Source organism: Halarchaeum rubridurum (assembly GCF_014647115.1).
Classification (GTDB): Archaea; Halobacteriota; Halobacteria; order Halobacteriales; family Halobacteriaceae; genus Halarchaeum; species Halarchaeum rubridurum.
Map to the genome: position 1 here is coordinate 83,072 of NZ_BMOO01000004.1, position 26,448 is coordinate 109,519.

Here is a 26,448-nt window from a genome sequence, read left to right on the forward strand (position 1 = left end):
GAACTCGCGCTAGAGCAGGAGCGCGGTGACGGCGGCGGCGCAGGCGTAGCACGCGCCGGCGCTGGCGAGCGCGACGCCGACGCGGTGGCAGAGCGGCGCGGGCCGGAATCCGCGGTCGAGGCAGACGGCGAGCGCGGTGAGGACGACGGCGGACCACGCGACGTAGCCGCCGACGACGAGGCCGAGCGTCGGGACGACGAGCGTGCTCCCGGTGCCGTCGAAGGAGCCGACGTGGCCGGCGAGCGTGACGGTCGCGCCGGCGATGACGGGCGCGAACAGTCCGGCGGTTCGGACGAGGGTGTCGACGAGGTCCGCGAGGTCGGCGCGCGCCTCGGTTTCGAGGCGGTGGACGGCGTCGAGGCCGCCCGCGACTTCGGTGAGAACGCGTCCGCCGGCCGCGCCGCCGGTCGCGGCGTCGAGGACGAGGCGGACGGTCCCGGCGGTGCGCGGGCCGTGCTCGGGGCCGAGGACGCCGCGACGGCCGAAGAAGGCGGCGTCGAGCGGCCGGCCGAGCGCGCGGCGGGTGCGGTCGGCGGCGGCGAACAGCTCGCCCGCCGGCCCGTCGAGGGTGCGGCCGACGGCGGCGACGGCAGTCTCGGGCGGGTCGCCGGCCGCGAGGCGTCGGCCGACGACGGCCGTGGCGTCGGGGAGCCCGTCGGCGACGCCCGCGGCGCGCTCGTCGAGGGCGAGGACGGGCCGGGTGGCGACGGCGAGCGCCGTGCCGAGCGCGCAGCACGGGGCGGTGACGGGGAGCGCCCAGGCGACGCCGAGGACGAGACAGCCGACGGCGGCGAAGGTGCCGGCGCCGAGTCCGGCGAGCGCGGCCCGGCGGCGGTCGAGGACGCGGTCGGCGTCCGCGCGACCGGCGGGGAAGACGGCGGGGCGGTTTGCGAGCGCCCACGCGGCGACGCCGAGGAGCGCGAGGGGGAGGACGACGTCGTAACAGACGGCGACGAGGCCGAGCGGGAGCGCGACGCCGGCGGCGGGCGCGACGGGGACGAGGCCGACGAGCGCGAGCGGGAGGATAACGCCGAAGGCGTAGACGGCGTTGACGGGGCCGCGAACGGCGCGGGCGCCCTCGCGGACGTGGCGGTCGGTGGCGTCGCGGGCGGCGGCGAGCGCGCGGTCGAGGACGCGGCCGCGGTCCGCAGTCGGGGTCTCGACGGCGGCGCGGACGAGCGCGACGGCGCGGCGGAGGCCGGGCGTCGGGAGCGACGGCGCGACGGCGTCGAGCGGTGTTTCGGGCGTGCCGGCACTCGCGCGGACGGCGTCGGCGAGCGCGTCCGAGAGCGGGTCGTCGCCGGCGTCGGCGGCGAACGCGGCTGCGCCCTCGGCGGAGGGTTCGATTCGAGCGCGGAGGGCGAGGCGGGCGACGAACCCCGGGCCCGCGCCGACGAGCCGGCTCTCGTGGAGGGCGAGAACGAGCGACGGCACGTACCGGACGGCGCACGCGCCGGCGAGGGCGTAGGCGACGACGGCGAGCGCCGCGAGGGGTGCGACGGCGACGGCGAGGAGCGCGAGGGCGGCGAGGACGACGAACAGCGCGGTGACGCGCGTGACGTCGGCGGGTGTCGCGCGCCAGCCGAGCGCGCCGAGCGTGCCGCCGAGGTCGTCGGGAGCCGGGAGCGGGACGTCGGGGAGTCGCGCGGCGATGCGGACGAGGGCGTCGTCGAGCGCCGCGGCGGGGCGGCTCACGGGCGCGTCGCCGCCTCGGCCGCGAGCTCGCGCTCCCGCGCGTCGAGCGCGTCGGACACGGCGGTGGGCGCTTCGCCCGGTCGGGCGAGCGACGCGAGGAGGGCCGACTCGGCCAGTCGCGGGGTCGCCCGGAGGCGCGTGCCGTCGAGGGCGTAGAGCGCGTGGAACGCCCCGTCGTGGTACTCCTCGATGCGCGTGACGCGGTGTTCGCCGTCGACGCGCCCGGCGCTGACGACGAAGTCGGTGGCGTCGAAGGCGGAGGGCGCGACGCCGAGGTCGGAGACGACGCGCTCGCGGACCGCGGCCCCGTCCTCGCCGTGGATGGTGCCGAGGACGGCGCTGACGTGCGCGCCGATGCGCATCGCCTCGTAGAGCGTGCCGGCCTCGGTGCCCCGGACTTCGCCGACGACGAGCGCGCCCTCACCGAGGCGGAGCGCGGTGCGCAGCGCGGCGTCGGGCGAGAGCCCGTCGCCGTCGAGGTCGGTGCGGAGGCCCTGCACGTCGCGGCCGTCGCGCTGGAGCGCCGTCACGGGGAGCTCGGGGGTGTCCTCGACGACGACGGTGCGGACGTCGCGGGGGAGTTCGGCGAGGAGCGCCGACAGGAGGGTGGTCTTGCCCGCGCCGCGCGCGCCCGCGACGAGGCCGGCGGCGCCGCGTTCGACCGCGAGCGAGCAGAGCGCGGCCGCGTCGGGCGGAAGCGTCCCGCCGTCGACGAGGCGCGCGAGCGTCCAGACGTCGCCGCCGTGCGCGCGGAACGCGAACCCGGGACCGTCGCTCGCGGGGCCGGTGACGCCGGCGACGCGGACGCGGCGGCCCGCGACGTCCTCGGCGACGGCGTCGAGCGTGGGGTCGGCGCTGGAGAACGCGCGCCCGCTCCCGGCGCGGAAGCGGGAGGCGAGGGCGCTCGCGCCACCCGCGGTGAGGCGGACGTTCGTCCGGTGGCGCTCGCCGTCGCAACGGACGTAGAGCGGCGTCGAGTCGGCGGGCGCGGGCGCGAAGACGTCGCTGACGCGCTCGTCCGCGAAGAGGTCGTCGAGGACGCCGTAGCCGCGGGTGTGTTTCCGGAGGACGCGCGCGAGCGGCGCGACGCGGGTCGGGTCGTCGACGACCGCTGCGACGGCGCGGTCGGGACGCGGGTCGTCGGCGGCGACGAGGCGGTCGACGGCGGCGTCGAGCGCGCGGTAGTCCGCGGCGTCGAGCGCGGCTTCGGCCGGCACGAGGTGGTAGAGCGGGAGGGCGTCGGGACGCTCGTAGCGGCGGACCGCGGTGTCGGGAGCGACCTCGCGTTCACCGCGGAGCGTCGCGTCGGTGGGCGGGGCGGGGTCGACGTGCGCGAGCGCGACCGCGGGCCCGCGGTAGGCCGCGAACGCGCGTTCGGGTGCAACGTCGCGGGCGGCCGCGAGGCCGGTCTCGACGGCGAGCGACGCGACGGTGCCGGCGCGGCCGGCGGCCTCGCGAGCGGCACCGAGCGGGTCGCGTCGGGCGCGCGCGGCGAGTCGGGGGTCGACGGTGGCGACGCGCGCGGCGAACGCCCCGGCGGCGACGAGGCGCGCGACGGCGTCGGGGCCGTATCGGCGTTCGAGCCCGCACGCGGTGACGCGGACGGCGTCGGTGTCGCGACCGTCGAGCGCGCGGACGACCGCCTCGCGGCAGGCGGGTTCGGCGGCGAGGTCGCCCCGCCCCGGGCAGTCGTCGGCGGTCACGTCGAGCCGGCCGTCGGCGGCGTCGTGGACGCAGGCGCACGCGGGGGGCGCGTCGCCACGCGGCGGGAGGAGGTCGGTGAGGGTCACGCCGCGCCGTCGTGCCGCGCTCGGGTATAAACCGTCGCCCCCGCGGCCGGCGCGACGACGACGGTCGGCGTCCGGTCGACGAGCACGTAGCGGAGCGTGAGCGTCGCCCCGTGGGTGATTCGGAGGCCCGTCGCGTCGTCGCGCAGGGTGCCGTCCGCAGCCCGAACGCGGAGGTCGACGGGGAGGAGAGTCGTCCGGAGTTCGCCGCCGACGCGGACCGCGGCGACGTCGGTCGTGGGGGCGTCGGGCGTGTCGGGCGCGCTCCCGACGAGGAGCGCGGCGGGAGCGGTCGCGGCGTCGGCTCGCGGGAGCGTGAGCGCGACGGTCCGCTCGGCCGCCGGCGCGCCGGGCGGGGCGGGCGTGCTCGCGGCGAGGGCGACGACCGCGTCCCGGACGTCCACGGCGGCGACGTGGCCGGCGCTCGCGGCGTTCGCCTCCCGGGCGTCCTCGACGACGGGCGCGGCGGCCGCGGTCAGCGCGCCCGCGAGTGCGACCGCGAGGAGGACGCGGAGGACGGTCACCGGAGGAGGCGACCGAAGAAGCCGGTAGCGTCGTCTTCGGGTTCCGAGGACGCCGGCTCGGGGAGGTCGGGAAGCGGATGCGTCGGCCGCGGGCGTTCGGCGGCCGCGAGCGCGGCGTTCGCGCGGCGCTCGACGGACTCGTTCACGGCGTCGACGCTCCCGACGTACCCCTGGAGGGATTGGACGGCGGCGTCGAGGTCGTCGAGACGGCGCTCGACGGTCGAGAGGCGAGCGGCGAGCGCGCGGTCGGCGTCCGCCGCGGCGCGGGAGTCCGCGGTCGGTGTCGGGTCGCGCTCCGGCGTGTCGTGTGCGGTCCCGTCGGTCGGGTGGTCGGGGTCGGTCGAGTGCGCCGCGTCGAACGCGCGCTCGACGGCGCGGAGTCTGGCGTCGACGTCGGTGCGCTCGGGCGCGGACGGGGCGTCGCCGCGGTCGCCGTCGTGCGTGTGCGAGTCGGCCGTCTCGGCGCGGAGGTCGGTGGACACGCGACGCGATGGTCGCGCGTTCGTACAAGAAGTCGCGGGGGCCGCTCAGCCCTTGACGAGGCTGCCGCCGTCGAAGTCGGCGGCGTCGAAGTCGATGTCGAGGAGGTCGAGCATCGTCGGCGTCAGGTCGAAGAGGTTCGCCTCGTCGATGGCGACGTCGGGCGCGTCGGTGACGAGCGTCGCGTTGTCGAAGGAGTGCATCCCGTTGCGCGGGCCCTTATCGAAGACGGCCTCGCTGCCGCGGAAGCCGGCCTTCAGGTCGAAGCCGTGGTTCGGGATGGCGACGAGGTCGGGTGCGATCTCGTCGTGCTCGCCCGCGAAGGCGTCCTCCTTCTCGACGACGCGCTCGACGACTTTCTCGCCGTTCGGGCCTTCGAGGGCCTCTATCTCGGCTTTGAGCTCGTCGCGGACGTCGTAGTAGTCGTCCTGTGCGACGCTCCCGCGGGGTTCGCGGCCCTCGAGGTTGAGGTAGAAGCGCCCGGGGACGAAGGCGTACGCGCGCGTGTCGTCGTCGATGTCCGCGAGGCTGTCGTGGTCGTCGTCGGCGAAGGAGAGCCACCCCTGCGCTTCGAGCCAGTGATTGAGGTGGACCTCGTAGTCGAGCGTCGTGAAGCCGTGGTCGGAGGCGACGACGAACGTGACGTCGTCGGGGGCGGCCTCGCGGAGCTTCCCGATGTACTCATCGACCTGCCGGTAGAAGTCGAAGAACTCCTGGTCGTATTCGCCGTCGCGCTCGTAGTCCTCGAAGAGGAAGTGGTTGACCCGGTCGGTCGTCATGAAGACGCCGAAGAAGAGGTCCCAGTCGCCCTCCGTGAGGTAGTGGTCGAAGGCCTCGTAGCGCTTATCGAGGGTGTGGTGGGCGTCCTCGACGAAGTCGGTCTTGTCCTCGTCGTGGCCGAGTTTGGCGTTGACGTCGATGCGGTAGCCCTGCTCGTCGAGGTAGTCGCCGACATCGCTCGGGTGGGAGGCCTTCTTCACGCCGGGGGAGAGGAAGCCGGAGACCATCCGGTCGACGTTGCGCTGTGGCGGGAAGGTGACGGGGACGTTGAAGACGGAGGCGCGCCGGTCGGCGTCGACGACGCGGTCCCAGAGGCGTGTCGCCTGCACGTCGCGGCCCATCGGCACGTACGTGTCGTACGTGCCGGTCTCTCGGTCCTGGAAGCCGTAGACGCCCGTCTTTCCGGGGTTGACGCCGGTCGTGAGGGAGGGCCAGCAGGCGCTCGACTCGGGCGGCACGATGCTCTCGATGGCGCCGCCGGCGCCCTTCTCCGCCATCGCCGTGAGGTTCTCGAACACCTCGGGGTGGTCCGCGATGAGTGAGTAGGGTACGCCGTCGATACCGATGAACGCGACCCGCGGGCCGTCGTCGCCGCGGAGCCGGTCGAAGAGTCCCATACCGTCCCTGTCCGGGCGCGCGGCTTAAGAACGTTCGTTCGCGTCGGCTTTCGCCCCTGTCTACGAGCGTGGCGAACGCGGCGGCGGACCGTGAGGGGGGTCCGAGTGACGCGACAGGTCGGGGTGGGGCGGGACGGATGACGCGTCGGCGCGATAAGGGGTGGGACTACTCGTCGTCCGTCGCCGTGGCGTCCTCCGCGGCGTCCGCGTCACCGCGTGCGACGTCACCGTCGGTGGCGTCGGCGTCGCCCCCGTCGAAGTTCGTCGGGACGACGGTGAGGTGGTCGAGGCCGACCGTGGGCCGGTTCGTGGACATACCCGACTGTCGGGCCGCCACGCCCAAAGTATTACCCATACGCATAACGCATCGGTGGGGCGGCGACGGATACCCGCCGGTAATCGGCGTCGCGGCGCGGCGGAAAAACGGAGGTCGGCTATCGGGGACGAGGTTAGAAGTTCTCGTCGTAGAGTTCCTGGGCGTGCTCGATGGCGTCCTTCGCCGTCTGGGCGTCCTCCCAGTCGCCGACGGAGACTTCCTTGCCCTCTTCGAGGTTCTTGTAGGTCTCGAAGAACTCCGCAATTTCGGCCTTCTTCTGGTCGGTGAGGTCCTCGACGTCCGTGATGTGGTCGTAGCGCGGGTCCTCCTCGGGGACGGCGATGACCTTGTCGTCCTGCTCGCCGTCGTCGTCCATCCGCATGAGGGCGACGGGGCGGGCCTCGATGACGCACTCGGGGAACGTCTGGTCCTTCACGAGGACGAGGACGTCGAAGGGGTCGCCGTCGTCGTAGTAGGTCTGCGGCATGAAGCCGTAGTCCGAGGGGTAGTGGACGTTGCTGTGGAGGACGCGGTCGAGCACCGTGCCCGGGATGTCCTTGTCGTACTCGTACTTGTTGCGCTCGCCCTTCAGACACTCGACGACCGCGTAGACGGTGTCGGGCGCGTCGGGTCCGGTTTCGAGGTCTTCCCAGAGGTTGACCATAACGGTTTGGTGTGCGATTGACGACGTAAAGGGCCTTTCGGGTCGCCGAGACGGGGGCTCAGCGTCGGAATCGTGAGAAGCGTTTAAGTACCGTCTGTGTCATTAAATACAACTATGTCAGAGGCACAACCCGCGGCGCGTACCGGCGTCCGCGATCTGACAGCGTTCCAGAAGAACATCCTCGTCGTCCTCGCCGAGGAGCCACGATACGGGCTCGCGGTCAAGCGGGAGCTCGAGGAGTACTACGGCGAGGAAGTCAACCACGGCCGGCTCTACCCGAACCTCGACGACCTCGTCGAGGAGGGCATGGTCGAGAAGAGCGAACTCGACAAGCGGACGAACCAGTACGCGCTGACGGACGCGGGCGTCGAGGCCGTCTTCGACGACCTCTCGTGGGCGCTCGGGAAGTTCGTCGCCACCGACGAGCGCGCCGAACGGGTTCGCGACGTCGTCGCCGAGCACGAGTAACGAAGCGGCCCGAGCGCCGCACTACGGCTTCTCTTCGTCAACGACCGCGAACGCGTAGCGCAGCGAGTCGGCGAGTCGTTCGAGTTGCGCCTCGGTCGGCCACGCGTTCCGCACGAGGTACTCCTCGCGGAACTCCGCGAGTTCCTCGCGCGTGAGGTCCTCGATCCGCTTCGCGTAGTGGTTGCTGGCGAAGTCGGCGAGCGACGTCACCGTCTCGCCGTGGACGCTCCCATGTGCCTCGTGGACCGCGCGGGCGATTCCGCGGTTGTGCGTGGCGACCTCGTCCCACTCGTCGGGGTCGCCCGGCCCGCCGAGGGGGCGCTCGACGGCCTCGTCGGGGTCGAAGGCGTCCATCCGTATCGTCCCCGTCTCGTCGAGCCACGACTCGGGGTAGCAGACGAGCGTGACGCCCCCATCGTCCCCGCGCTCGCGGGCGGCGTACCCCGCCTCGGCGAGCAGGGCGTCGCGTTCGTCGCGGTAGGCCGCGGCCTCGTCGGGGTCGCTCGCGCGCAGCGCGAGGCGGGTGAGGCGTTCGGCCTCGGCGACCGTCGAGTCGGGGAGCTCAGGCATTATCGAGCGCCTCGTTCGCGAGGTCGTCCGCGCGCTCGTTCACCTCCCGCGGGACGTGCGTTATCGACCAGTCGTCGAAGTCGCGGAGGAGTTCGCGGACGCGCACGCGGCGTTCACGGAGGTCCGGGTCGTTGGTGTCCCACTCGCCCCGCACCTGCTTGGCGACGAGCTGGGAGTCCCCGCGTATCTCGACCTCGTCGAAGCCAAAGCGCGTGGCGGCCTCCAGGACGGTGATGAGGGCGTCGTACTCCGCGCGGTTGTTCGTCGTGGCGCCGATGGTCTCGCTCCCCTCGGCGACGATGCCGTCGCCGGGCGAGACGAGCACCCAGCCGACGGCCGCCGGCCCGGGGTTCCCCCGGGACGCGCCGTCGAAGTAGGCGTGGACGCGCCCGCCGCGCTCGCGGAGGACCGCGGTGACATCCACGGGGCGTTTGCCCTGCACGACCACCTGGTCGTCGTAGGCGACGGCGCTCGCGTCGCCGAGCGTCGCCCGCCAGCGCTCGTGGTCGGTGTTCCCCTCGGCGAACGTCGCACCCGCCTCGGCGAGGCGCTCGCGTGCCGTCTCGGGGTCGCAGTCGATGACCGGCATTCGAGTGGAAATCGGGGTGGTGCGAGTAAATGGGTTGCCGTTCGGGACCGCGCTCGACCGGGCGCGCGGGGCGGGCGAGCGCGCGACGCGGCGGTCCGAAGGGGTTTTGCTGGCCCGGAGTGACACTCCGAGCATGCACACCCCGTGGGCCGACTGGGACCACGTCCTCAAGGTCGACCCGGACAAGGACCTCGTCGATGGTGAGACCTTCGACGACGTCTGCGAGACCGGGACGGACGCCATCGAGATCGGCGGCACCCTCGACGTGACGAGCGACAAGATGGAGCGCGTCATCGACGCCTGCCGGACGCACGACGTTCCCCTCTACCAGGAGCCGTCGAACCCCGCGGTCGTCGTCGACGACGAGGCCCTCGACGGGTATCTCGTCCCGGTCGTCATGAACGCGGGCGACGTCGCGTGGGTCACGGGCGCGCACAAGGAGTGGGTCCGCATCGACGACGTCGACTGGGCGCGCACCGCGACCGAGGCGTACATCGTCCTGAACCCGGAGGCCTCCGTCGCCGAACTCACGGACGCGGACTGCGAGCAGGACGCGGACGACGTCGCGGCGTACGCGGAGGTCGCGGAGCGGATGCTCGGGCAGGACGTCGTCTACGTCGAGTACTCGGGGATGCTCGGCGACCCGGAGAAGGTCGCGGCGGCCCACGACGCCCTGGAGGAGGCGACGCTGTTCTACGGCGGCGGCGTCCACGACTACGACGACGCCTACCTGATGGGCGAGCGCTCGGACGTCGTCGTCGTCGGCGACCTGCTGCACGACGAGGGGTGCGAGGCGGTCCGCGAGACGGTCGAGGGCGCACGCGACGGAAAGGCCGCGCGCTGAGACCCGCGACCCGACCCGACCACCCCGGCCGACGCGAAGGGCGGCATTTAAGCGCGCCACGCCGATATGGGCGCGTATGGACGAGAGAACGTACACGGCAGACGCCGAACCGGGCGACCACGTGACGGTCGCCGGGTGGGTCCACGAGGTCCGCGACCTCGGCGGTATCGCCTTCCTCATCCTCCGGGACAAGTCCGGGAAGATTCAGGTGAAGTTCGAGAAGGACGAGATGGACGAGGAGCTCGTGGAGACGGGCCTCGGCGTCCACCGCGAATCCGTCATCAGCGTGACGGGCGGCGTCGAGGAGGAGGAGCGCGCCCCGACGGGCGTCGAGATGCTCCCCGAGTCCCTCGACGTGCTGAACGAGGCGGACGCGGAACTCCCCCTCGACCCCTCCGGGAAGGTCGACGCCGACCTCTCGACGCGCCTCGACAACCGGACGCTCGACCTCCGCAAGAAGGAGGTACAGGCGATATTCGAGATTCGCGCCGAGGTCCTGCGCGCCGTTCGGGACTACTTCCGCAGCATCGGCAGCACGGAGATCAACACGCCGAAGATCGTCGCCACGGGTACCGAGGGCGGCACGGAGCTCTTCCCAATAACGTACTTCGGCGAGGAGGCGTTCATGAACCAGAGCCCGCAGCTGTTCAAGCAGCTGATGGTCGGCTCCGGGCTCGAACGCGTCTTCGAGGTCGGCCCGATCTTCCGCGCGGAGGAGCACAACACGCCCCGCCACCTGAACGAGGCGACGATGATCGACTTCGAGTCCGCGTTCATCGACCACGAGGAGGCGATGGACGTCTGCGAGGGCACCCTGAAGGCGGCCTACGAGGCCGTCGAGGAGAACTGCGAGGCGGAGCTCGACCTGCTCGGCTACGACGACTTCGGGACGCCGGACGGCGACTTCCCGCGTCTCACCTACGAGGAGGCCATCGAGCGCATCAACGCGACGGGCGAACTCGACGAGCAGCTCGTCTACGGTGACGACCTCTCCACCGAGGCCGAGCGCGCGCTCGGCGACGACGTCGGCGGGCACTACTTCATCACGGACTGGCCGAGCGAGATCAAGCCCTTCTACATCCAGGATTACGAGGACGACCCGACGACCTCGAAGGGCTTCGACCTGATGCACCCGCGCATGGAGCTCGTCTCCGGCGGCCAGCGCGAACACCGCTACGGGGCGCTCGTCGAGGGCTTCGAGCAGCAGGGCCTCGACCCGGAGCAGTTCGACTACTACACGAAGATGTTCAAGTACGGGATGCCGCCCCACGCGGGGTGGGCGTACGGCGTCGAGCGCCTCGTCATGACGATGCTCGGGCTGGAGAACATTCGGGAGGCCGTCCTCTTCCCGCGGGATCGGCAGCGGCTCTCGCCATAGGCGAGAACGCTGACGAGCCGGAAAGACGCTGACGCGTCGACGCGACCGGCAGCGTCTCAGCCCGTAGGGCCGGACGCGGTCCGACGAGCCGGAGCACGTCGAACGAGCGGAGCGAGCCTCTCGCTGTTCTCGCGTGACCAGCAACGACTTCTCGCCGTAAGACGGGGCCGCTCCGTCGGGCCGCTCGACGGCGCGCGACGGCGCGGCCGTGGCGGTCGCTCGCGGGGGGTCGTGTTTCGAGGACGTCGAGCCGTGCGTGCGGTCCCAGACCGGAGGGGAGCGACCGCGCGGGGTGTGGACGCAACGGACCGGCGTGGTCCGTCGCGTTCCCCCGGTGGCCGATGGCTCCCCCCTCAAGGGAGTGGCCGGATTCTTCGGTTATCGAACTGTCTCCCGCGCGGGAGATTCGACAATCGACGCCTCCAGCCGTGGGCGTGAGGACGTACGCCGACCGCCCGGATGACGGTTTTGGCTCGGGAGCAGACATATCCACTCGGGCCGGTGTCGGCAGGGTGGCCGCGACGAACTGCAAGCCTTAACCGGGGGCCGCACGGACCACGGGACGATGACCGACGAGGCCGCGGCGTTCGTCCCCGGGCACGTCACGGGGTTCTTCTCCGTCCACCGGGCCGGGACGCCGACGAAGACGGGGTCGCGGGGGGCGGGCGTGACGCTCGCGGACGGCGTTCGAGTCCGGGTCGCGCCGGCGGACGAGCGGCGGGTGACGCTGAACGGCCGCGAGGCCGACGTCCCGGCGGTCGAGCACGTCTTGGACGCGCTCGACGCGACGGCGGCGGTGTCGGCGTCGACGGACCTCCCCGTGGGCGCGGGATTCGGCGTCTCGGGCGGGATGGCGCTCGGCGCGGCGCTGGCGGCGAACGGCGCGTTCGAGGGCCGCTACTCGGAGAACGAACTCGTCCGGCTCGCCCACGAGGCGGAGGTGACGGCGGGGACGGGGCTCGGCGACGTGGTCGCGCAGGCGCGCGGCGGCGTCCCGATTCGCCTCGACCCGGGCGCGCCGCCCCACGGGCAGCTCGACGGCGTACCGGCCACGGGCCGTATCGAGTACGTCTCGCTGGGCGAGCTCTCGACGGCGGACGTGCTCGCGGGGTCGACGGCGCGGCTGTCGTCGGCGGGCGTGCGGGCGCTCTCGGCGCTGCGCGAGCGGCCGACGATAGCGGGGTTCGTCCAAGAGTCGCGGCGGTTCGCGGAGGAGGCCGACCTCCTCACGCCGGAGGTCGAGGACGTCGTCGCGGACGTCGTCGACGCGGGCGGCGAGGCGTCGATGGCGATGCTCGGGCACACGGTGTTCGCGCTCGGACACGGGCTGAGCGACGCGGGGTACGACGCGACGGCGACGCGCGTGCACGACGCGGGCGCGAGCCTCACGGGCGAGTAGCGCGGAACGAGCGGAGTGGACGAGTGCAAGCGGAGTGGGCGGGGCGAGCGGGACGGGCGAGTGCGAGTACGGACGACGGGGAGGCGCGGCGTTTTTGACGGTACGCGGTCGAATCTGGGGTATGAGCGACGAGGTCGACGTGCCGGCGGACCACCCGCGCTATCAGTCGTTGCTGACGCGCCACCGTATCGAGGCGGGCGTGGAGAAGGGAATCACGAGCACGCAGGGATTGATAGCGGAGGGTCGCGGGGAGGCCTTCGATTACCTGCTGGGCGAGGAGACGACCCCGAGCGCGGACCGGGCGGCGCGCGCGGCGGCGGCGCACTTCCTGCTCGCGGCACACCCCGTGATCAGCGTGAACGGGAACGTCGCGGCGCTGGTGCCCGAGGAGGTCGTCGAGTTGGCCGAAGCGACGGGGGCGGACATCGAGGTGAACCTCTTCGGGCGGACGGAGGAGCGCGTGCGCGCCATCGCCGAGCACCTCCGCGAGCACGGCGCCGAGGAGGTGAAGGGGTTGACGGCGGACGCGCGCATCCCCGGGCTGTCGCACGAGCGCGCGAAGGTCGACGCGGACGGCATCTACGACGCCGACGTCGTGCTCGTCCCGCTGGAGGACGGCGACCGCGCGGAGGCGCTGGGCGAGATGGGGAAGACGGAGATAGTTATCGACCTGAACCCGCTCTCGCGGAGCGCGCGCGTGGCGGCGGTGCCCATCGTGGACAACATCCTGCGCGCGCTCCCGAACGTGACGCGCCACGCGCGCGACCTCGCGGGGGCCTCCGACGCGGAGCTCGCCGAAATCGTCGAGGCGTTCGACCCGGCGGCGGCGCTCGACGACGCGGAGCGTCGTCTCCGGGAGGGGGCGGTCGCGGAGGACGAGTGACGCCGGGACCACAACACCCATTACGTTTTAGGCTAGCCTAAAGGTATGGCGCGACAGCCGACGCGGGTGGTGGTGTAGATGGTCGGGCGGACGCTCGACGAGATTCGCGAGCGTCTGGAGGGGTACGCGTGCGACGACGGCCCCTACTACCTCGCGTGCGCTCGGACGGGCGAGCGGCCGATTCCCTCGGGCGACCGGCGCTTCCCGGACCGGGAGACCGCGACGCGGGCCGCGGACCTCGTGGACGCCTACCGGGCGGAGTTACGCCAGTACGACCCGCACCTCCCCCACCGGGACGTCATCGTCCGACAGCTCCCGCGGGAGGCGGCGACAGACGTCGGGGGCGTCCACACGCCGACCGACCGGAGCGAGTTCTGCCACGAGGTCGCCGCGGCGGTCTTCGAGACGCTCTCCGGGGGCGGCTTCCGCGACGCCGAGCGCGCCGTGATGGACGCCTACCTCGACGCCGCGGAGACCGTCGACGACCCCGACGACCTCTGTCTGCTCCTCCTGCGGAGCATGGGCGCGGTACTCGACGAGGCGCTGACCGTCCACGAGCAGGAGGTGGTGTTGAACCGCGCGGCGGGCCGACTCGACCCCGTCGCCGCACCGGACGACGCGCTCACGGACAGCCTCGACAGCGTCGCGGCCGCCGGCCTGCTCGACGCTTACCGCGTCGACGGGCCGGGCGACTCCCCGACGGTCGCCCTCGACGGCTACGCGCTCGGGCGCGGCCGGCGGGTGCTCACGCTCCCCCTGGCGGTCGAGTTGCTCCGACGCCGCCCCGGCGCGGACGTCCGCTTCGAGCCGACGGACGACGACGAACCGGGCTTTCGCGTCACGGTCGTCGACCGGGCGTGCCACCGACCGCAGGGCCTCCTGCGCGTCGGCACCTCGTAGCGGACGTCCGCACTCAGCAGAACGCGCGGACGGCCGCGGCGACGCTCGGCGCGTCGTCGCCGAGCACGTAGACGATCGGTTCGACGCCGTAGCCGCCGGTCTGGTAGAGCGCGCGCGCCTCTGGCGCGTCGACGAGCGCGTCGCGGACCACGGTGCGGACGTCGGCGGACTCGGACTCCGCGGGGAACTCCACGGGCTCGTAGCCCGCGTCGGCGAGCGCGTCGATGAGGTCCGCCGAGTAGGCGACGTTGATCGCGGCGCGCGCGTCGCTTCCAGCGTCGCGGGCCGCGAGGAGCACGGTCGCGACGTGTGCGGAGACGCCGAACTCGGGGTCCGCGGGGACCGTCGTCCGTCCCATCACGTCGAATATCCGCCCGGGGACGCCCGCGACGTCCTCCGGGGTCTCCGCGTCGGGGAGACACTCGACGAGGTTCGAACCGACCGCGGGGATGAGCGTGGCGAACCCGGACGTCCGCTCCAGGAGTTTGACGCCGCGGCGGAGGTCCGCGAGGACGTGTTCGCGCTCGCGGAGCGCCCCCTCGCCCGTCCCGCGGAAGTCGACGTCCACCCCGGCGAGTTCGGGCATCTGCTCGGTGTGGATGTCCGCGAGGACGTCGCCCGGCGCCTCGAGGTCGCGCACGAGCGCTTCCGCCTCCGCGAGTGCGCCGACGCGCGAGAGCGTGCCGTCCGCGAGCCCGTCCGCCACCTCCGCGACGTGCGCGGTGACGCGCTCGTCCGTCTCTATCTCCGCGCGCGTCCCGACCTCCCCCTTCGCGTACTTCGAGACCGCGCTCTGACTCACGCCGAGCAGGTCGGCGACCGCCTGCTGGGTGAGCCCGCGCTCCCGCAGCGCCGCCGCGAGCAGCGAGCGGTAGGTGGGCAAAAACTCGTCGACGACGACCTCCTCCAAGAAGCGCATCTACGCGTCCCCTCCGCCCCCGGACTGGTCGCCGCCGAACTCCGCGTCGCCCTGGATGCGCGAGGCCTGCGGGCCGTCCTGGTCCTGGTACTTCGAGCCGCGCTCGGCGCCGTACGGCCGCTCGGCGGGCGAGGAGAGTTCCGTGAAGACGAGCTGGCTGATCCGCATGTCGGGTGTGAGCGCGACCGGGGTCTCGCCGAGGTTCGAGAGTTCGAGCGTGACCTTCCCGTGGAATCCCGGGTCGATGAAGCCGGCCGTCGCGTGCACCACGACGGCGAGCCGGCCGAGCGAGGAGCGCCCCTCGACCTGCGCGACGAGGTCCGGGGGGACTTCGACGCGCTCTTTGGTCGTGCCGAGGACGAAGTCGCCCGGGTGGAGGATGAACTCCTCGTCGGACTCGACGTACGTCTCGCTCACGTACTCCTCGACTTCCGTCTGGTCCGTCGGGTGGATGCAGGGGATGTTGGCGTGCTGGAACTCGAGGAAGCGCTTGCCGAGCCGGACGTCGATGCTCGCGGGCTGTATCTGAAGTTCGGGGTCGTCGAGGGGTTCGACGACGAGGTCCCCGGCCTCCATGCGGTCGAGGAGGTCGGCGTCGGAGAGGATCATACGCACGGGGAGACGCCCGGGCGTGTTAAGCGACTCTCTCTCCGTCCGCTCTCAGGCCGCGGGTCGCCACGCCTATGCCGCCCTGGTCGCTCCTTCCGGTATGAAGCAGGTCATCGCCGCCCGGACGGACCTCGGGATGGGGCGGGGGAAGCTCGCCGCGCAGGTCTCACACGCCGCCATGAACGCCGCGGAGAACGCCGACCCCGAGAGCGTGAAGGCGTGGAAGGACGCGGGGCAGCCGAAGATCGTCGTGAAGGTCGGCTCCGAGTCGGAGCTCCTGGAGGTCGCGGAGAACGCGCGTCGGCGCGGGCTTCCGACGTCGATCGTCCGGGACGCGGGACGCACCCAACTCGACCCCGGGACGGCGACGACGTGCGGGGTCGGACCCGCGCGGGACAACGAGGTGGACGCCGTTACGGGCGACCTCTCGCTCTACTGATGCGCGACGCCCACGATATCGAGCGAGCCGTCGGCATCGACCACTACGTGAGCGACGCGCCGGGGACGGGGGGGTCGCTGCGCGAGTCCGCCGCGGACTTCCGCGTGCGCGAACTCGAGGCGTTCGACACCGAGCCCGTGGACGCCGACACGGGCGACTACCCGCACCTCGTCTTCCGCGCGACGCTGACGAACTGGGACACGAACGGGTTCGCGCGCGACCTCTCGAACAAGCTCGGTATCAGCCGCGAGCGCGTCTCGTGGGCGGGGACGAAGGACCGCAACGCCGTCACGACCCAGCTGTTCAGCGTGCGCGGCGTCGACGCCGCGGACCTCCCCGAGATCGGGAACGCGGCCATCGAGCCGGTCGGGCGCGCGGGCCGGCCGATACGCTTCGGCGACCTCCGCGGGAACGCGTTCACCATCGTCGTCCGCGACGCCGACCCGGACCCGGTGGACGACGTGACGCGCGAGCTCACGGCGTTCGGCGGCGCGGACGGGGACGGCGGGAGCGGGGCGCGTGGGGCGAGCGATGTGGGCGGCGAGGCGGACGACGGCACGGGCGACGCGACAGGTGGCGCGACGAGCGTCGGCGTCCCGAACGTCTTCGGCCAGCAGCGCTTCGGGAGCTATCGGCCCGTCACCCACGAGGTCGGCCTCGCGGTCCTGCGCGGCGACTGGGAGGGTGCGGTGATGGCGTACGTCGGGAACCCCTCGCCGGACGAGCCCCCGGAGACCCGCGAGGCCCGAACGTTCGTCGAGGAGACGCGCGACTGGAGCGCGGCCATCGAGCGCTTCCCGCGACGCCTGCGCTACGAGCGCGCGGTGCTGAACACGCTCGCGGAGAACGGCGGGGGTAGTGAAGAGGACTACCGGGAGGCCCTCGAAACCTTCCCGTCGAACCTCCAGCGCCTCTTCGTACACGCCGCGCAGTCGTACGTCTTCAACCGAATCTGCTCGGAGCGCCTCGAACGCGGGTTGCCGTTCGACCGGGCGGTCGCGGGCGACGTCGTCTGTTTCGCGGACACGGACGGCGAACCGGTCCTCCCCGACATCGACCGCACCCAGCGCGTCACCGAGGGCCGCGTCGAGGTCGTGAACCGACACCTCGAACGCGGGCGGGCGTTCGTTACCGCGCCGCTCGTCGGCACCGACACCGAGTTCGGCGAGGGCGAACCCGGCGAGATCGAGCGCGCGGTCTGCGCGGACGTCGGAGTCGAGCGCGACGACTTCGACCTCCCGGGGTCGTTCGGGTCGACGGGGACGCGACGCGCGATACTCCTCACCACCGACCTCGCCGTCTCGCGCGACCCGCTCACCTTCGAGTTCGCGCTCCCGAAGGGGAGCTACGCGACCGTCCTCCTGCGCGAGTACCTCAAGAGCGGGCCGCTCGACCTCTGAGGAAGCAGGGCGGTTTTACGTCACGCCCGCCTTCTCGCCGGCATGGAGTGTTCGCGTTGCGGGACGCCGCTCGAAAAGCCGGGTGACTACTGCCTGGTGTGCGAGACCCGCAACGCCGACGCCGTGGTCGTCCACGCCGAGTCCGACCACGCGACCCTCACGTTCCTCGACGAGGACGAGGTGGTGGGTCGGACGGACATCACGACGACGCCGGAGGACGACGCGGACCTCGAGGGCAGGCGCGTCCGGAACTTCGCGGGGCGAATCGCGGACGAGGTGCGACGAAAGCGCCCCGAGGAGGTGTACGTCGCGGGCGACCGTGACGTCGTGCAGGCGGTGCGCGCGGACCTCCACTACGACGTCTATCGCGTGCCCGCGGACGACCCCGTGGCGGCCGTCGTCGAGCGCCGCGGGGAGCGCGAACTCGACGTCGTGGAGAAGCCGCCGTCGGAGAAGGTCGGCGGGACGCACAGCACGCTAATCGGCGGGCGGGTCGGCCAGCGCGCGATTCGGGAGGTGGCGGCGCACCCGCACGTGAAGAAGGTGATTCCGGGGCCCATCGACGCGAGCGGGTCGGGCGCGCGCGGCGGCGTCCGGGCGAAGGTGACGCGGGCGGACGGCAACGGGAACGTCCGGTTGTTGATCCGCGACGGCTCCAGCGTGCAGGAGAACCGCGTCGTCACGACGGCGATGGACCGCGAGATGGGCGAGCGCGTCCGCGACGACCTCAACGAGGCGCTGGAGGACGCGGAGCTCACGGGGTAGAGACGGGGCCGAACGGAACGTCCGGGGGCGAGCAGGCGAGTGAGAGGGGAGAACGGGACACGAGGACGAGCGGGTCCGCGAGTGGCGCGGCCGTCGACTCGTAGGGCTTATGTGCGCGCTGGGGCTAGTGGTCGATATCATGGCCAGCAAGGGCTCCAACAGCACCGGTAGCGCGGGACGCTTTGGCGCGCGCTACGGTCGCGTCGCACGACGCCGCGTCAGCGAAATCGAGGGCGACACGAACGACGACCACACCTGTCCGGACTGCGGCTCCGACGCCGTCGACCGCAAGGGGACGGGCATCTGGCAGTGCGGGAAGTGCGGCTACAAGTTCGCGGGCGGCGCGTACCGGCCGTCGACGCCCGGCGGCGAGTCCGTCGCGCGCTCGATCCGCACCGCGCTCGCCGAGGAGGAGTCCGAGGCGTAACGGTCGATGTCGTACAAGTGCTCCCGCTGTAAGCGCGACGTCGAACTGGACGCCTACGGTGGCGTCCGCTGTCCCTACTGTGGGCACCGCGTCCTGCTGAAGGAGCGCAGCCGCGACGTCAAGGAAGTCGACGTCCAGTAACGCGCCGTCGAGTCCGAGAGACGTGCGCGCGACCCACCGGACGTCACTCACCTTCTCCTACGAGTCCGAGTCCGTAGCCACGGCTGTCGCCGCCGCGGTCCGCGTCGAAGCCGGCGAAATCGAGGGCGGGCGGACGCGGGCGAGCGTCGAGCGCGACGGCGAGGCGGTGCGCGTCACGGTGACGGCGGCGGACCTGACGGCGCTGCGCGCCGGAGCGAACACGTGGACGACGCTCGTCGCCGTGGCGGAGCGAGGACACGATGCCGGACGCACCCACGCGGACCTAAGCAAATAGGTCGTAGATACTTCTGGATGGGGCGTGTCCCTTCGGGTGCCGGTTCGACGGGCGTGCCGGGCGCTCGTTCTTCGGGCCCCGGCCCGTCCGAATCCCCCCTCCCCCCTCTCGACCGGCTTTTCACGACCGACGAGCGCCAGCGACGGCGTCCGGCAAAGCGGGGGTTTTTACCTCCGGGCGTGCACGTTCCGGGCATGCAGGGCAACCTTCCGCCCGAGGCGCAGGAGAAGCTCGAAGAGCTGCAGGACCTTCAGGAGAAGGCCCAGACGGTCGCGGCCCAGAAGCAGCAGGCCGAGACGCAGCTCAGCGAGGCCGAGACGGCGCTCGACGAGCTCGACGAGATCGACGAGGACACCGTCATGTACCGCGAGGTCGGCGAGCTCCTCGTCCAGACCGACTACGACGAGGCCGCCGAGGACCTCGAAGAGAAGGTCGACAACCTCGAAATTCGCGTGCAGTCCCTGGAGAAGCAGGAGACGCGCGTCGAGGACCAGTTCGAGGAGCTCCAGGAGGAGCTGCAGAACATGCTCGGCGGTGCGGGCGGCATGATGGGCGGCGGGCCCGGCGGCGCGTAAGGCGATGGTCGACGACGAGACGGTCGTCCAGACCGCCGCGGAAGCCGCGGAAGGCTACCTCTTCTCGCGGGTGAAGCAATCGGACGTTCGCGACCTCGACGTCGCGGTGACGTTCGAGGACGGCGTGCTCACGATGGACGTCTACGTGAACGCGCCGGCGGCCGACGTCGACGAGGACGAGCTCGCGGACGAGGCGGCGCGCGTCGGGCGCGAGGCAGTGGACGACCTGTTCGCGGCCGAGGAGTAGGCCGCGAGCGCTCGCGGTTTCTGCGGTCGTCGTGAGACGAGGAGCGCCGAGTGGCGAACACCGACCCGCGTACTCGCGCGGCGGTCGGGCCGGGATTTCGCTGGCCGCCGCGCGTCGCTCGTGTTACACGAGGAGCGATGGCGCCGTCCTCCGGGAAGAAGGCGCGGGCGGCGCGGACCGTCGCGAGTGGGGGTCCGTCCCGAGCGCTCCGTGTTCGCGGGGGCGTCGACGGAGTCGTAGTGCGAGGGGCGGCATCGTCGCCCCCGTCGCGAAAGCGGCCCTACGTCAGGAAGAAGATGAGCGCGCTGACGAGGACGGTGGCGGCGACGACGACGGCGCCGAGGACGCTCCCGAGGGCGATGACGGCGTTCGCGTGACTGGCGAGCGTCTCGGTGCGGTCGTTGCCGAAGACGGTGACCTCGGCGTGTTCGGTGGCGACGCCGGCCTCGACGGGTTCGAGGTCGTCGACGGCGTCGCCGGCGAGGTCGCGGACGAGCGCGGCGAGTTCGCGCTGGTCGATGACGTCGCCGACCTGGTTCTCGGATTTGACGGTGTTGACGATGTGGGTGTCGGTCGTCATGATTTCGACGGCGTCCGGGGCGAAGCCGTGGGCGTCGACGAGCGCGTCGACGAGGTCGCCGCGGAGGCCGGGTTCCATGTTGTTGCCGTCGACGAGGACGTAACACGCTCTCTGTCCCCCGACGTCGGTGACGGCGACGCGGACGCCGAGCGGGCCGATGCCCTCCTGTGGCGTCCAGACGGTGCGGTCCCAGGCGACGCCGAGGGAGAGCGGGCCGCGTTCGGCGTCGGCGAGGCGTGCGCCGAGGTCGCCCGCCCCCTCGATGAGGTGGAAGGAGCGGGGAGAGCCGGGGACGACGTGGCCGAGGTCGTCGCCCTGGAGGCCGTTGTTGGAGTTGTGGGCGTCGGCGAGGAGGACGTCGTCGAGGCCGGCGCGGCGCGCTTCGGCGGCGGCGGCGAGGCCGACAGCGTACTCGACGTCGTCGGCGAACTCGGGCGCGAAGGTGGCGACGAGGAACGCGCCGTCGTCGCCGAACCCCTGGCCGAGGAGGCTGGCGTCGCCGTGCGCGGTGCGGACGCCGGGGGTCGCCTCGCGGTCGTACTCGACGTTCGCGGCGGCGCGTTCGGCGGCGTCGACGAGCGTGTCGACCTCGCGCTCGGTGACGAGGTTGAAGTCGTGGCCGGCGGTGGCGTGCGGCGGGAAGGCGAGGCCGGTCGCGGTCTCGGCGACGCGCTGGGGGAGGTTGCCGCCACCGATTTCGCCCATCGGCCCGGGATGTATCATCGGGAGGACGAAGCGGGCCTTCTCCTCGCCGGGCTCGCGGCTGTCGCCGCTCGCTCGTTCGGCGTCGCTTCGCTGGCGCTTCGCGCCGCCGGGGCGGCGAAAGGAGAGGACGGTGACGGGGACGATGGCGTCCTCGCCGATCTGCTCGAAGAAGTCCTCGAGTTCGCGGGTTCCCTCGGCGATGTGGCCGATGAATCCCCGTAAGAAGTCGAGGCCGGAGACGCCGAGGCTCTGACGCCACGGGCGGTCCATGGTGCGCACGAAGCCGTAGGCGACGAGCGCGTAGAGGACGCTCATGCCGACGAGGAGAAGGAGGTCGTTCGGCGTGACGAGGAGGAGACGCGAGGGGGCGCTCTGGGGGCGCGAGAGGTAGGCGTTGAGCAGCGGGACGTCGACGGTGAGGTAGCGCATCGTCCCGCTGTAGACGAAGAGGAGGACGCCCGCGGTGACGGTCTGGATGCTCGCGGGAATCGCGGCGAGCAGGAGGCTGTTGCGCGAGACGGCGAGGACGACGAGCAGGCGCAGGGCGAAGACGAGCGCGAGCGCGGCGATGAGGACGTCGAAGACGAAATTCTGCCCGAGGCGCGTGAGGACGGCGATGACGCTGGCGACGGCGAGCAGCGCGACGACGATGAGCTCACAGCAGAGCGCGAGGAGCGACGAGCGATTGTACGTGAGTTGGCCGTCGAGCCAGCCGTCGACGGGCGTGGTGAGGAGGCTGGCGACGACGGTCGGGACGCCGATGAAGAAGACGCCCTGCCAGGCGTCCTCCAGGGGGTACGAGGAGGTGAACGCGCCGACGCCGGCCAGCGCGGCGACGAGGAGAGCGAAGGTGAGACTGGCGTACCAGTTCGGCGCGCGGAAGATGAACCGCGAGAGCGCCGCGAGGTCGCCCTGCGTCTCGGTCATGGCGACCTATTCGCAGCGCGCGAGGAAGTTCTCGAAGACGACGTCGCCGGCTTCGGTGTGCGCGACCTCCGGGTGCCACTGGACGCCGTAGCGTTCGCGCTCGGGGTCGCTCATGGCCTCGATGTCGCAGACGTCGCTCGTCGCGGTGCGAGCGAAGCCGTCCGGGACGGCTTTGACTTCGTCGGCGTGGCTCGCCCACACGCGCGTCTCGGGGGCGAGCGAGCCGACGATCGGGTCCTCGTCGTCCGTGATCTCGACGGTGACGTCCGCGTAGCCGCCGTACTCGCCACCGCCGACGTCGCCGCCGTACTCGGTGGCGATGAACTGCATCCCCAGACAGATGCCGAGGATCGGCACGTCGAGGTCGAGGTACTCGTCGCAGCGTCCGGTGCGGTCCATGCTCGGGCCGCCCGAGAGGACGAGGCCGTCGTACGCGGCGAGGTCGCTCGGCGCGGTGTCGTTGTCGACGAGTTCGGTGTCGACGCCGAGGTCGCGGAGCGCGCGGTGTTCCAGGTGCGTGAACTGGCCGTGGTTGTCCACGACGGCGATGCGCGTCATAACTGGGGGTAGCGTTCGTCGGCGTAAAAAGTCCTCGCAGTCGCGTCGGAACGCGCGACGGGCGTCGGACGGTCGTTAGGCGACGACGTCCGCGTCCGTGAGGTACTCGTCGCGGACGCGTCTCGCCTCCGGGCCCTCCGGGACGATTCCGGGCGAGGTCGGCGGCGCGTCGAAGCGCCCGGGGTCCGGCGTGAGCGGTTCGAGCAGGTCCGCGAACACGTCGTCGCGCCGGCCCGTCATGTAGACGAAACCACCGTACGCGCGGTCCTCGCGCGGTGTCTCGTCCGGGTCCGGGAACTGCTCGCGGACGACGGCCCCGCCTTCGCGGACGTACGCGGCGGCCTCCCGCTGGGCGTAACGGCTCTCCGCGTAGTAACGCTCGCCGTAGTCGTCGTCGTAGTCGACGCCGGCGTGCATCGGCGACTCGAAGCGGACACCGCCGTCCGGGAGTCCGCCCTCGAGGAAACAGAAGTTCGCCGTGAACGAGTCGGGGTAGCGCAGGAGAACGAGCACGCAGACCTGGTCGTCGAGCGCGGTGTGCTCCTCGATACGCAGGAGACACTCGCGGTAGTAGACGGCGAGTTCGCCGACCCAGTCGTCGCGCTCGCCCTCCACGTAGGCGTCCGCGACGTCGTCGTACCCGTCGCCGACGAGTCGGCACAGCCGGTGCTCGAAGCCGTTTCGCATCTCCTCGACGAGGTAGTCGAGCGCGACCGACAACGGGACGTCCGGGTCGGCGAGCAACGCGGCCTGCCGCTCGCGGCCGTCCGCGACCCGCATCATGTTCTCGTAGTGTGCCCGCTCGGCCTCGGCGTCCGGGAGCGGAACCCGTACCGCCCGTCGATAGAGCGCATCCACGCCGTGTTCGATCCGCGCCCGTCGCTCGTCCATCTCGATGCAGGTCGGGGACGAACACGCATCAATACGTCGTTCGTGTCGTCCGCCTACCACGTCTCGTCGGCGACGGTCGGACTTCGAGCGCGGCGTCGCGGGCGCTGCTCGCGGGTCGACCCTCCACGCTCACGTGTCCCGCTCCGCTCGGCCCGCGTGACTCACGAGTCACTCCGTTCCCCGTTCTCCTTCTCGCGGTCCTCGCTCCGGTCGGCCCGCGTGGCTCACGGTGTTACCGCTCGCTCTTCTCGCGGTCCTCGCTCCGCTCGGCCCGCGTGGCCGCCGTCTCGAACCCGAGTTCGTCGAGTTCGGCGCTCCGACGCCCCTCCGCTTCCGCGAGCGCCTCGGCGCTCGGCGAGGCGTCGTCGTCGATCCGCGCCCACGAGTCGTGGACCGCGGCGTGACACCACCGACAGAGCGTGACCGTGATCTCGTGACTCACGCCGTCGTCCGCGTCGCCGGCCGGCCCGTCGCGCTCGCTCGCGGGTCGTCCCTCCCCGCTCACGTGTTCCGCGGACTCGCTTCGCTCGTCCGCGTACGCCAGATGATGCTCTTCGAGGAGCGGCCGGGCGTCGGTGTGGGCGTCGCGGCGCTCTTCGAGGCCGCAGCGGGCGCACTCGCGGGCGTCGCTGGTCGAGCGGTAGTGCGGGCAGTCGCGCCACTCGCAGTCGCCCGCGGCGGCGGGGCAGCGGTAGTCCTCGCTCGCGCGCTCCGCCGCGAACGCGCGGTCGTGCTCGGGGTGCTCGAAGGCGTAGCGACACGTGCCGTCGCCCATGACGTGGTCGCAGACCCCGGCGTGCGCGTAGGGGTCGTCGACGCCCACGGCGGTCCCGGTCGGGGTCTTCTTCATCGGCTCCACCTCGCGCCGGGAGCGCCAAAACGCTTCCGCGCGCCCCGAAGAGCCAAACGCGTCGCGGCCCTCGCGATGGACGTGCGCGTCATCCACGAACGCGACGGCGACACGGCGACGCTGGCGAGCGACGTCGACGTCGCCGACTCGTTCCTCGCGCGGGCCCGCGGGCTGATGTTCCGAGCGTCCGTCCCGGACGACTACGCCCTCGTCTTCGAGTTCGACGAGCGAAAGCGCCGCGACGTCCACATGGTGTTCGTCCCGTTCCCCATCGACGTCCTCTGGCTCGCCGACGACGAGGTCCAGGCGGTCGAGACGCTGTCGGCGTGGACCGGCCTCGGGGCCGCGGACGCGGACCGGCTGATCGAGCTCCCGGCGGGCGCGGCGAGCGACGTCGGCGTGGGCGAGACGGTGCGCGTCGAGTGAGCGCGGTCGGGCGCGGACCGCCGTACCGCGACCCCGACGCGACCCCGGCACGACCTCGACACGCAACCCCGACGCGACGGCCCCACTATCACGGTCGTTCCCGACGGTTCCGACCACTTTATGTGCGTCGGCGTCCTCGGTGCGAGTACGATGACGTCAGACACGACGACGTCGGAGGATAGAGGAAGTCGCCGCAAGGCGGCTGGCCGTGAAATCCGACGGTAACGAAACCACACCAACCGACAGCGAGTTCTCGATGGACTTCTTCTCGAACACCACCCTCAGCGACGGCGACGTACAGTTCCTCGACACGACCCTCCGCGACGGCGAACAGGCCCCGGGGGTGTCGCTCAGCCCGGACCAGAAGGCGGACATCGCCCGCCGCCTCGACGACGCCGGCGTCGCCGCCATCGAGGCCGGGAGCGCCTGCACGAGCGCCGCCGAGCGCGAGACCATCCGGCGCGTGACGAGCCTCGGCCTCGACGCCCGAATCACGAGCTTCTGCCGCGGCGTCGAGCGCGACGTCGACCTCGCGCTCGACTGCGACGTCGACGGCGTCCACATCGTCGTGCCGGCGAGCGACCGGCACATCGAGGGGAAAGTCGGGTCGAGCCGCGAGGACGTCGTCGAGAAGACCGGCGAACTCGTCGCCTACGCGAAAGAGCAGGGCCTCTGGGTCGAGGTCATCGGCGAGGACGGCTCGCGCGCCGACTACGACTACCTCGAAGCGCAGGCCGAGGCGGCCTTCGAGGCGGGCGCGGACCGCTTTTGCTTCGCCGACACCGTCGGCCACGCCTCGCCCGAGGCGGTCTACGAGGGGGTGGCGCGCCTCGCCGACCACGGCCCCGTGGGCGTCCACACGCACGACGACCTCGGGCTCGCGGTGACGAACGCGTTCGCGGGCCTCGCCGCCGGTGCGGACCTCGTCCACGGCACGATCAACGGCATCGGCGAGCGCGCGGGCAACGTCGCCCTGGAGGAGGTCGCCATCGCGCTCTGGCACTGCTATGGCGTCGAACCGATGGAGACCGAGGCGCTCTACGACCTCGCCACGGCCGTCTCGGAGGCGACGGGCGTCCGCCTCCCGCCGAACAAGGCCGTCTCGGGCGAGAACGCCTTCGCCCACGAGTCCGGCATCCACACGGACGGGACGCTGAAGGACGAGCGGATGTACGAACCCTACCCGCCGGAGGCGGTGGGGAGGGAGCGCCGTCTCGTCCTCGGGAAGCACGCCGGGCGGGCGGGCGTCCGCGCGGCGCTCGCCGAACACGACGTCGAACTGGACGACGACGCCCTCGCGGCGGTCGTCGAGCGCGTGAAGACCCTCGGCGAGAAGGGCCGGCGCGTCACGGACGCGGACCTCCTCACCATCGCGGAGGACGTCCGCGGACGCTCGCGCGAGCGCCGCGTCGAACTCCTCGATTTGACCGCGGCGAGCGGGCAGGGGACCCCCTCCGCGAGCGTCCGCCTGCGCGTCGACGACGACGAGCGCAGCGCCGCGGGCACGGGGAGCGGGCCCGTCGACGCCGCGATGAGCGCGGTCCGGCAGGCGCTCGGCTCCGAGTTCTCCTTCCACCTCGAATCGTACCACGTCGACGCGATAACGGGCGGGACGGACGCCGTCGTCACCGTGGACGTCGAAGTCTCGCGCGGTGACCGGTCGGTGTCGGTCTCCGCGAGCGACGCCGACATCACGGTCGCCAGCGTCACGGCCGTCCTCGACGCCCTCGACCGCCTCCTCCCCGAGGCCGACGCCGAAGAGGGGGATACCGTGCCCGCTGACGACTGAATCCAGTCCGA

General features: G+C 72.2%; 31 protein-coding genes. 16 read left to right on the forward strand and 15 right to left on the reverse strand.

Annotation, left to right across the window (positions count from 1 at the left end):
* Window positions 1-9: 9 nt before the first annotated feature.
* The 7 genes from IEX84_RS09235 to IEX84_RS09265 all read right to left on the reverse strand — a co-directional run bounded on the left by IEX84_RS09235 (window position 10) and on the right by IEX84_RS09265 (window position 6,863).
* Window positions 10-1,695 carry a hypothetical protein gene (locus IEX84_RS09235; RefSeq protein WP_188872161.1) on the reverse strand — a complete coding sequence of 562 codons (1,686 nt, stop codon included), beginning with the start codon at window positions 1,693-1,695 and terminating at the stop codon, window positions 10-12.
* A complete protein-coding gene (locus IEX84_RS09240) occupies window positions 1,692-3,485 on the reverse strand; it encodes an ATPase, T2SS/T4P/T4SS family (RefSeq protein ID WP_188872163.1) in 1,794 nt (597 codons plus the stop codon). Before IEX84_RS09240 ends, IEX84_RS09235 begins: the two co-directional genes overlap by 4 nt.
* The gene (locus IEX84_RS09245) at window positions 3,482-4,006 is read right to left on the reverse strand and encodes a DUF7311 family protein (RefSeq protein ID WP_188872164.1); all 525 of its coding nucleotides are present in this window, start codon (window positions 4,004-4,006) and stop codon (window positions 3,482-3,484) included. The genes IEX84_RS09240 and IEX84_RS09245 overlap by 4 nt, the downstream gene beginning before the upstream one ends.
* A complete protein-coding gene (locus IEX84_RS09250; RefSeq protein WP_188872166.1) occupies window positions 4,003-4,488 on the reverse strand; it encodes a DUF7310 family coiled-coil domain-containing protein in 486 nt (161 codons plus the stop codon). Before IEX84_RS09250 ends, IEX84_RS09245 begins: the two co-directional genes overlap by 4 nt.
* Window positions 4,489-4,533: 45 nt before the next feature.
* Window positions 4,534-5,883 (reverse strand): alkaline phosphatase family protein, encoded by a 1,350-nt coding sequence (locus tag IEX84_RS09255; protein ID WP_188872168.1) that lies wholly within the window; start codon window positions 5,881-5,883, stop codon window positions 4,534-4,536.
* Between the two features lie 166 nt (window positions 5,884-6,049).
* Window positions 6,050-6,199 (reverse strand): hypothetical protein, encoded by a 150-nt coding sequence (locus IEX84_RS09260; protein ID WP_229732348.1) that lies wholly within the window; start codon window positions 6,197-6,199, stop codon window positions 6,050-6,052.
* Window positions 6,200-6,332: 133 nt separating this feature from the next.
* Window positions 6,333-6,863, reverse strand: coding sequence for an inorganic diphosphatase (locus IEX84_RS09265; RefSeq protein ID WP_188872172.1), 531 nt, complete (start codon window positions 6,861-6,863; stop codon window positions 6,333-6,335).
* Window positions 6,864-6,977: 114 nt separating this feature from the next.
* Between IEX84_RS09265 and IEX84_RS09270 the strand changes: the two genes are divergently transcribed.
* Complete coding sequence (locus IEX84_RS09270) at window positions 6,978-7,331, forward strand: PadR family transcriptional regulator (protein ID WP_188872175.1); 354 nt, start codon at window positions 6,978-6,980, stop codon at window positions 7,329-7,331.
* A 21-nt stretch (window positions 7,332-7,352) separates the two neighbouring features.
* Here IEX84_RS09270 and IEX84_RS09275 read toward each other — a convergent pair whose 3' ends face one another.
* Together IEX84_RS09275 and rnhA are read right to left on the reverse strand one after the other, a co-directional pair.
* Window positions 7,353-7,901, reverse strand: coding sequence for a DUF7108 family protein (locus tag IEX84_RS09275; protein WP_188872177.1), 549 nt, complete (start codon window positions 7,899-7,901; stop codon window positions 7,353-7,355).
* On the reverse strand, window positions 7,894-8,490 hold the full coding sequence (gene rnhA, locus IEX84_RS09280; RefSeq protein ID WP_188872179.1) for a ribonuclease HI: 597 nt from the start codon (window positions 8,488-8,490) through the stop codon (window positions 7,894-7,896). Before rnhA ends, IEX84_RS09275 begins: the two co-directional genes overlap by 8 nt.
* A 133-nt stretch (window positions 8,491-8,623) precedes the next feature.
* On the opposite strand from rnhA, the gene IEX84_RS09285 reads away from it, so the two are divergent.
* The 5 genes from IEX84_RS09285 to IEX84_RS09305 all read left to right on the forward strand — a co-directional run bounded on the left by IEX84_RS09285 (window position 8,624) and on the right by IEX84_RS09305 (window position 13,894).
* Window positions 8,624-9,334: a phosphoglycerol geranylgeranyltransferase gene (locus IEX84_RS09285; RefSeq protein ID WP_188872181.1), complete on the forward strand. Its 711-nt coding sequence runs from the start codon at window positions 8,624-8,626 to the stop codon at window positions 9,332-9,334.
* Window positions 9,335-9,410: 76 nt separating this feature from the next.
* A complete protein-coding gene (aspS, locus tag IEX84_RS09290; protein WP_188872183.1) occupies window positions 9,411-10,712 on the forward strand; it encodes an aspartate--tRNA(Asn) ligase in 1,302 nt (433 codons plus the stop codon).
* 565 nt (window positions 10,713-11,277) lie between these two features.
* Complete coding sequence (locus IEX84_RS09295; RefSeq protein WP_188872184.1) at window positions 11,278-12,111, forward strand: pantoate kinase; 834 nt, start codon at window positions 11,278-11,280, stop codon at window positions 12,109-12,111.
* Window positions 12,112-12,232: 121 nt separating this feature from the next.
* On the forward strand, window positions 12,233-12,994 hold the full coding sequence (locus IEX84_RS09300) for a 4-phosphopantoate--beta-alanine ligase (RefSeq protein WP_188872186.1): 762 nt from the start codon (window positions 12,233-12,235) through the stop codon (window positions 12,992-12,994).
* Between the two features lie 78 nt (window positions 12,995-13,072).
* A complete protein-coding gene (locus tag IEX84_RS09305; RefSeq protein WP_188872188.1) occupies window positions 13,073-13,894 on the forward strand; it encodes a DUF7551 domain-containing protein in 822 nt (273 codons plus the stop codon).
* Window positions 13,895-13,907: 13 nt separating this feature from the next.
* On the opposite strand, the gene IEX84_RS09310 is transcribed toward IEX84_RS09305, so the two are convergent.
* The gene (locus tag IEX84_RS09310) at window positions 13,908-14,813 is read right to left on the reverse strand and encodes a thiamine-phosphate synthase family protein (RefSeq protein ID WP_188872189.1); all 906 of its coding nucleotides are present in this window, start codon (window positions 14,811-14,813) and stop codon (window positions 13,908-13,910) included.
* A complete protein-coding gene (gene dcd / locus IEX84_RS09315) occupies window positions 14,814-15,422 on the reverse strand; it encodes a dCTP deaminase (protein WP_188872191.1) in 609 nt (202 codons plus the stop codon).
* Between the two features lie 100 nt (window positions 15,423-15,522).
* Here dcd and pth2 point away from each other — a divergent pair, with 100 nt between their 5' ends.
* The 8 genes from pth2 to IEX84_RS09355 all read left to right on the forward strand — a co-directional run bounded on the left by pth2 (window position 15,523) and on the right by IEX84_RS09355 (window position 19,711).
* Window positions 15,523-15,861, forward strand: coding sequence for a peptidyl-tRNA hydrolase Pth2 (pth2, locus tag IEX84_RS09320; protein ID WP_188872193.1), 339 nt, complete (start codon window positions 15,523-15,525; stop codon window positions 15,859-15,861).
* Window positions 15,861-17,261: a tRNA pseudouridine(13) synthase TruD gene (gene truD / locus IEX84_RS09325; protein ID WP_188872195.1), complete on the forward strand. Its 1,401-nt coding sequence runs from the start codon at window positions 15,861-15,863 to the stop codon at window positions 17,259-17,261. Before pth2 ends, truD begins: the two co-directional genes overlap by 1 nt.
* Before the next feature lie 42 nt (window positions 17,262-17,303).
* Window positions 17,304-18,026, forward strand: a complete 723-nt coding sequence (locus IEX84_RS09330) for a DUF2103 domain-containing protein (RefSeq protein ID WP_188872197.1) — start codon at window positions 17,304-17,306, stop codon at window positions 18,024-18,026.
* 139 nt (window positions 18,027-18,165) lie between these two features.
* Window positions 18,166-18,453: a 50S ribosomal protein L37ae gene (locus tag IEX84_RS09335; RefSeq protein WP_188872199.1), complete on the forward strand. Its 288-nt coding sequence runs from the start codon at window positions 18,166-18,168 to the stop codon at window positions 18,451-18,453.
* A 6-nt stretch (window positions 18,454-18,459) separates the two neighbouring features.
* Window positions 18,460-18,594: a DNA-directed RNA polymerase subunit P gene (locus IEX84_RS09340; RefSeq protein ID WP_123074201.1), complete on the forward strand. Its 135-nt coding sequence runs from the start codon at window positions 18,460-18,462 to the stop codon at window positions 18,592-18,594.
* Between the two features lie 22 nt (window positions 18,595-18,616).
* Entirely contained in the window at window positions 18,617-18,889 is a 273-nt protein-coding gene (locus IEX84_RS09345) for a KEOPS complex subunit Pcc1 (RefSeq protein WP_188872201.1), read from the forward strand.
* Between the two features lie 194 nt (window positions 18,890-19,083).
* A complete protein-coding gene (locus IEX84_RS09350; protein ID WP_188872203.1) occupies window positions 19,084-19,464 on the forward strand; it encodes a prefoldin subunit beta in 381 nt (126 codons plus the stop codon).
* A gap of 4 nt (window positions 19,465-19,468) precedes the next feature.
* Window positions 19,469-19,711, forward strand: coding sequence for a DUF3194 domain-containing protein (locus IEX84_RS09355; protein WP_188872205.1), 243 nt, complete (start codon window positions 19,469-19,471; stop codon window positions 19,709-19,711).
* A 280-nt stretch (window positions 19,712-19,991) separates the two neighbouring features.
* On the opposite strand, the gene IEX84_RS09360 is transcribed toward IEX84_RS09355, so the two are convergent.
* From IEX84_RS09360 to IEX84_RS09375, 4 genes are all read right to left on the reverse strand, one after another.
* Entirely contained in the window at window positions 19,992-21,923 is a 1,932-nt protein-coding gene (locus tag IEX84_RS09360) for a DUF2070 family protein (protein ID WP_188872208.1), read from the reverse strand.
* A 6-nt stretch (window positions 21,924-21,929) separates the two neighbouring features.
* Window positions 21,930-22,481: a GMP synthase subunit A gene (locus IEX84_RS09365; RefSeq protein ID WP_188872210.1), complete on the reverse strand. Its 552-nt coding sequence runs from the start codon at window positions 22,479-22,481 to the stop codon at window positions 21,930-21,932.
* 75 nt (window positions 22,482-22,556) lie between these two features.
* Window positions 22,557-23,372 carry a hypothetical protein gene (locus tag IEX84_RS09370; RefSeq protein WP_188872212.1) on the reverse strand — a complete coding sequence of 272 codons (816 nt, stop codon included), beginning with the start codon at window positions 23,370-23,372 and terminating at the stop codon, window positions 22,557-22,559.
* A 232-nt stretch (window positions 23,373-23,604) separates the two neighbouring features.
* On the reverse strand, window positions 23,605-24,222 hold the full coding sequence (locus IEX84_RS09375) for a DUF7097 family protein (RefSeq protein WP_188872214.1): 618 nt from the start codon (window positions 24,220-24,222) through the stop codon (window positions 23,605-23,607).
* A gap of 81 nt (window positions 24,223-24,303) precedes the next feature.
* Here IEX84_RS09375 and IEX84_RS09380 point away from each other — a divergent pair, with 81 nt between their 5' ends.
* Both IEX84_RS09380 and IEX84_RS09385 read left to right on the forward strand, forming a co-directional pair.
* Window positions 24,304-24,648 carry a DUF192 domain-containing protein gene (locus IEX84_RS09380; protein ID WP_188872570.1) on the forward strand — a complete coding sequence of 115 codons (345 nt, stop codon included), beginning with the start codon at window positions 24,304-24,306 and terminating at the stop codon, window positions 24,646-24,648.
* 256 nt (window positions 24,649-24,904) lie between these two features.
* Complete coding sequence (locus tag IEX84_RS09385) at window positions 24,905-26,437, forward strand: 2-isopropylmalate synthase (protein ID WP_188872216.1); 1,533 nt, start codon at window positions 24,905-24,907, stop codon at window positions 26,435-26,437.
* The last annotated feature ends 11 nt before the right edge of the window (window positions 26,438-26,448 follow it).

Coding starts and splice junctions, on each gene's coding strand:
- IEX84_RS09255 (WP_188872168.1), bottom strand. CDS start 5,883: ATGGGACTCTTCGACCGGCTCCGCGGCGACGACGGCCCGCGGGTCGCG.
- IEX84_RS09260 (WP_229732348.1), bottom strand. CDS start 6,199: ATGTCCACGAACCGGCCCACGGTCGGCCTCGACCACCTCACCGTCGTC.
- IEX84_RS09265 (WP_188872172.1), bottom strand. CDS start 6,863: ATGGTCAACCTCTGGGAAGACCTCGAAACCGGACCCGACGCGCCCGAC.
- IEX84_RS09270 (WP_188872175.1), top strand. CDS start 6,978: ATGTCAGAGGCACAACCCGCGGCGCGTACCGGCGTCCGCGATCTGACA.
- IEX84_RS09275 (WP_188872177.1), bottom strand. CDS start 7,901: ATGCCTGAGCTCCCCGACTCGACGGTCGCCGAGGCCGAACGCCTCACC.
- rnhA (WP_188872179.1), bottom strand. CDS start 8,490: ATGCCGGTCATCGACTGCGACCCCGAGACGGCACGCGAGCGCCTCGCC.
- IEX84_RS09285 (WP_188872181.1), top strand. CDS start 8,624: ATGCACACCCCGTGGGCCGACTGGGACCACGTCCTCAAGGTCGACCCG.
- aspS (WP_188872183.1), top strand. CDS start 9,411: ATGGACGAGAGAACGTACACGGCAGACGCCGAACCGGGCGACCACGTG.
- IEX84_RS09295 (WP_188872184.1), top strand. CDS start 11,278: ATGACCGACGAGGCCGCGGCGTTCGTCCCCGGGCACGTCACGGGGTTC.
- IEX84_RS09300 (WP_188872186.1), top strand. CDS start 12,233: ATGAGCGACGAGGTCGACGTGCCGGCGGACCACCCGCGCTATCAGTCG.
- IEX84_RS09305 (WP_188872188.1), top strand. CDS start 13,073: ATGGTCGGGCGGACGCTCGACGAGATTCGCGAGCGTCTGGAGGGGTAC.
- IEX84_RS09310 (WP_188872189.1), bottom strand. CDS start 14,813: ATGCGCTTCTTGGAGGAGGTCGTCGTCGACGAGTTTTTGCCCACCTAC.
- dcd (WP_188872191.1), bottom strand. CDS start 15,422: ATGATCCTCTCCGACGCCGACCTCCTCGACCGCATGGAGGCCGGGGAC.
- pth2 (WP_188872193.1), top strand. CDS start 15,523: ATGAAGCAGGTCATCGCCGCCCGGACGGACCTCGGGATGGGGCGGGGG.
- truD (WP_188872195.1), top strand. CDS start 15,861: ATGCGCGACGCCCACGATATCGAGCGAGCCGTCGGCATCGACCACTAC.
- IEX84_RS09330 (WP_188872197.1), top strand. CDS start 17,304: ATGGAGTGTTCGCGTTGCGGGACGCCGCTCGAAAAGCCGGGTGACTAC.
- IEX84_RS09335 (WP_188872199.1), top strand. CDS start 18,166: ATGGCCAGCAAGGGCTCCAACAGCACCGGTAGCGCGGGACGCTTTGGC.
- IEX84_RS09340 (WP_123074201.1), top strand. CDS start 18,460: ATGTCGTACAAGTGCTCCCGCTGTAAGCGCGACGTCGAACTGGACGCC.
- IEX84_RS09350 (WP_188872203.1), top strand. CDS start 19,084: ATGCAGGGCAACCTTCCGCCCGAGGCGCAGGAGAAGCTCGAAGAGCTG.
- IEX84_RS09355 (WP_188872205.1), top strand. CDS start 19,469: ATGGTCGACGACGAGACGGTCGTCCAGACCGCCGCGGAAGCCGCGGAA.
- IEX84_RS09360 (WP_188872208.1), bottom strand. CDS start 21,923: ATGACCGAGACGCAGGGCGACCTCGCGGCGCTCTCGCGGTTCATCTTC.
- IEX84_RS09365 (WP_188872210.1), bottom strand. CDS start 22,481: ATGACGCGCATCGCCGTCGTGGACAACCACGGCCAGTTCACGCACCTG.
- IEX84_RS09370 (WP_188872212.1), bottom strand. CDS start 23,372: ATGGACGAGCGACGGGCGCGGATCGAACACGGCGTGGATGCGCTCTAT.
- IEX84_RS09375 (WP_188872214.1), bottom strand. CDS start 24,222: ATGAAGAAGACCCCGACCGGGACCGCCGTGGGCGTCGACGACCCCTAC.
- IEX84_RS09385 (WP_188872216.1), top strand. CDS start 24,905: ATGGACTTCTTCTCGAACACCACCCTCAGCGACGGCGACGTACAGTTC.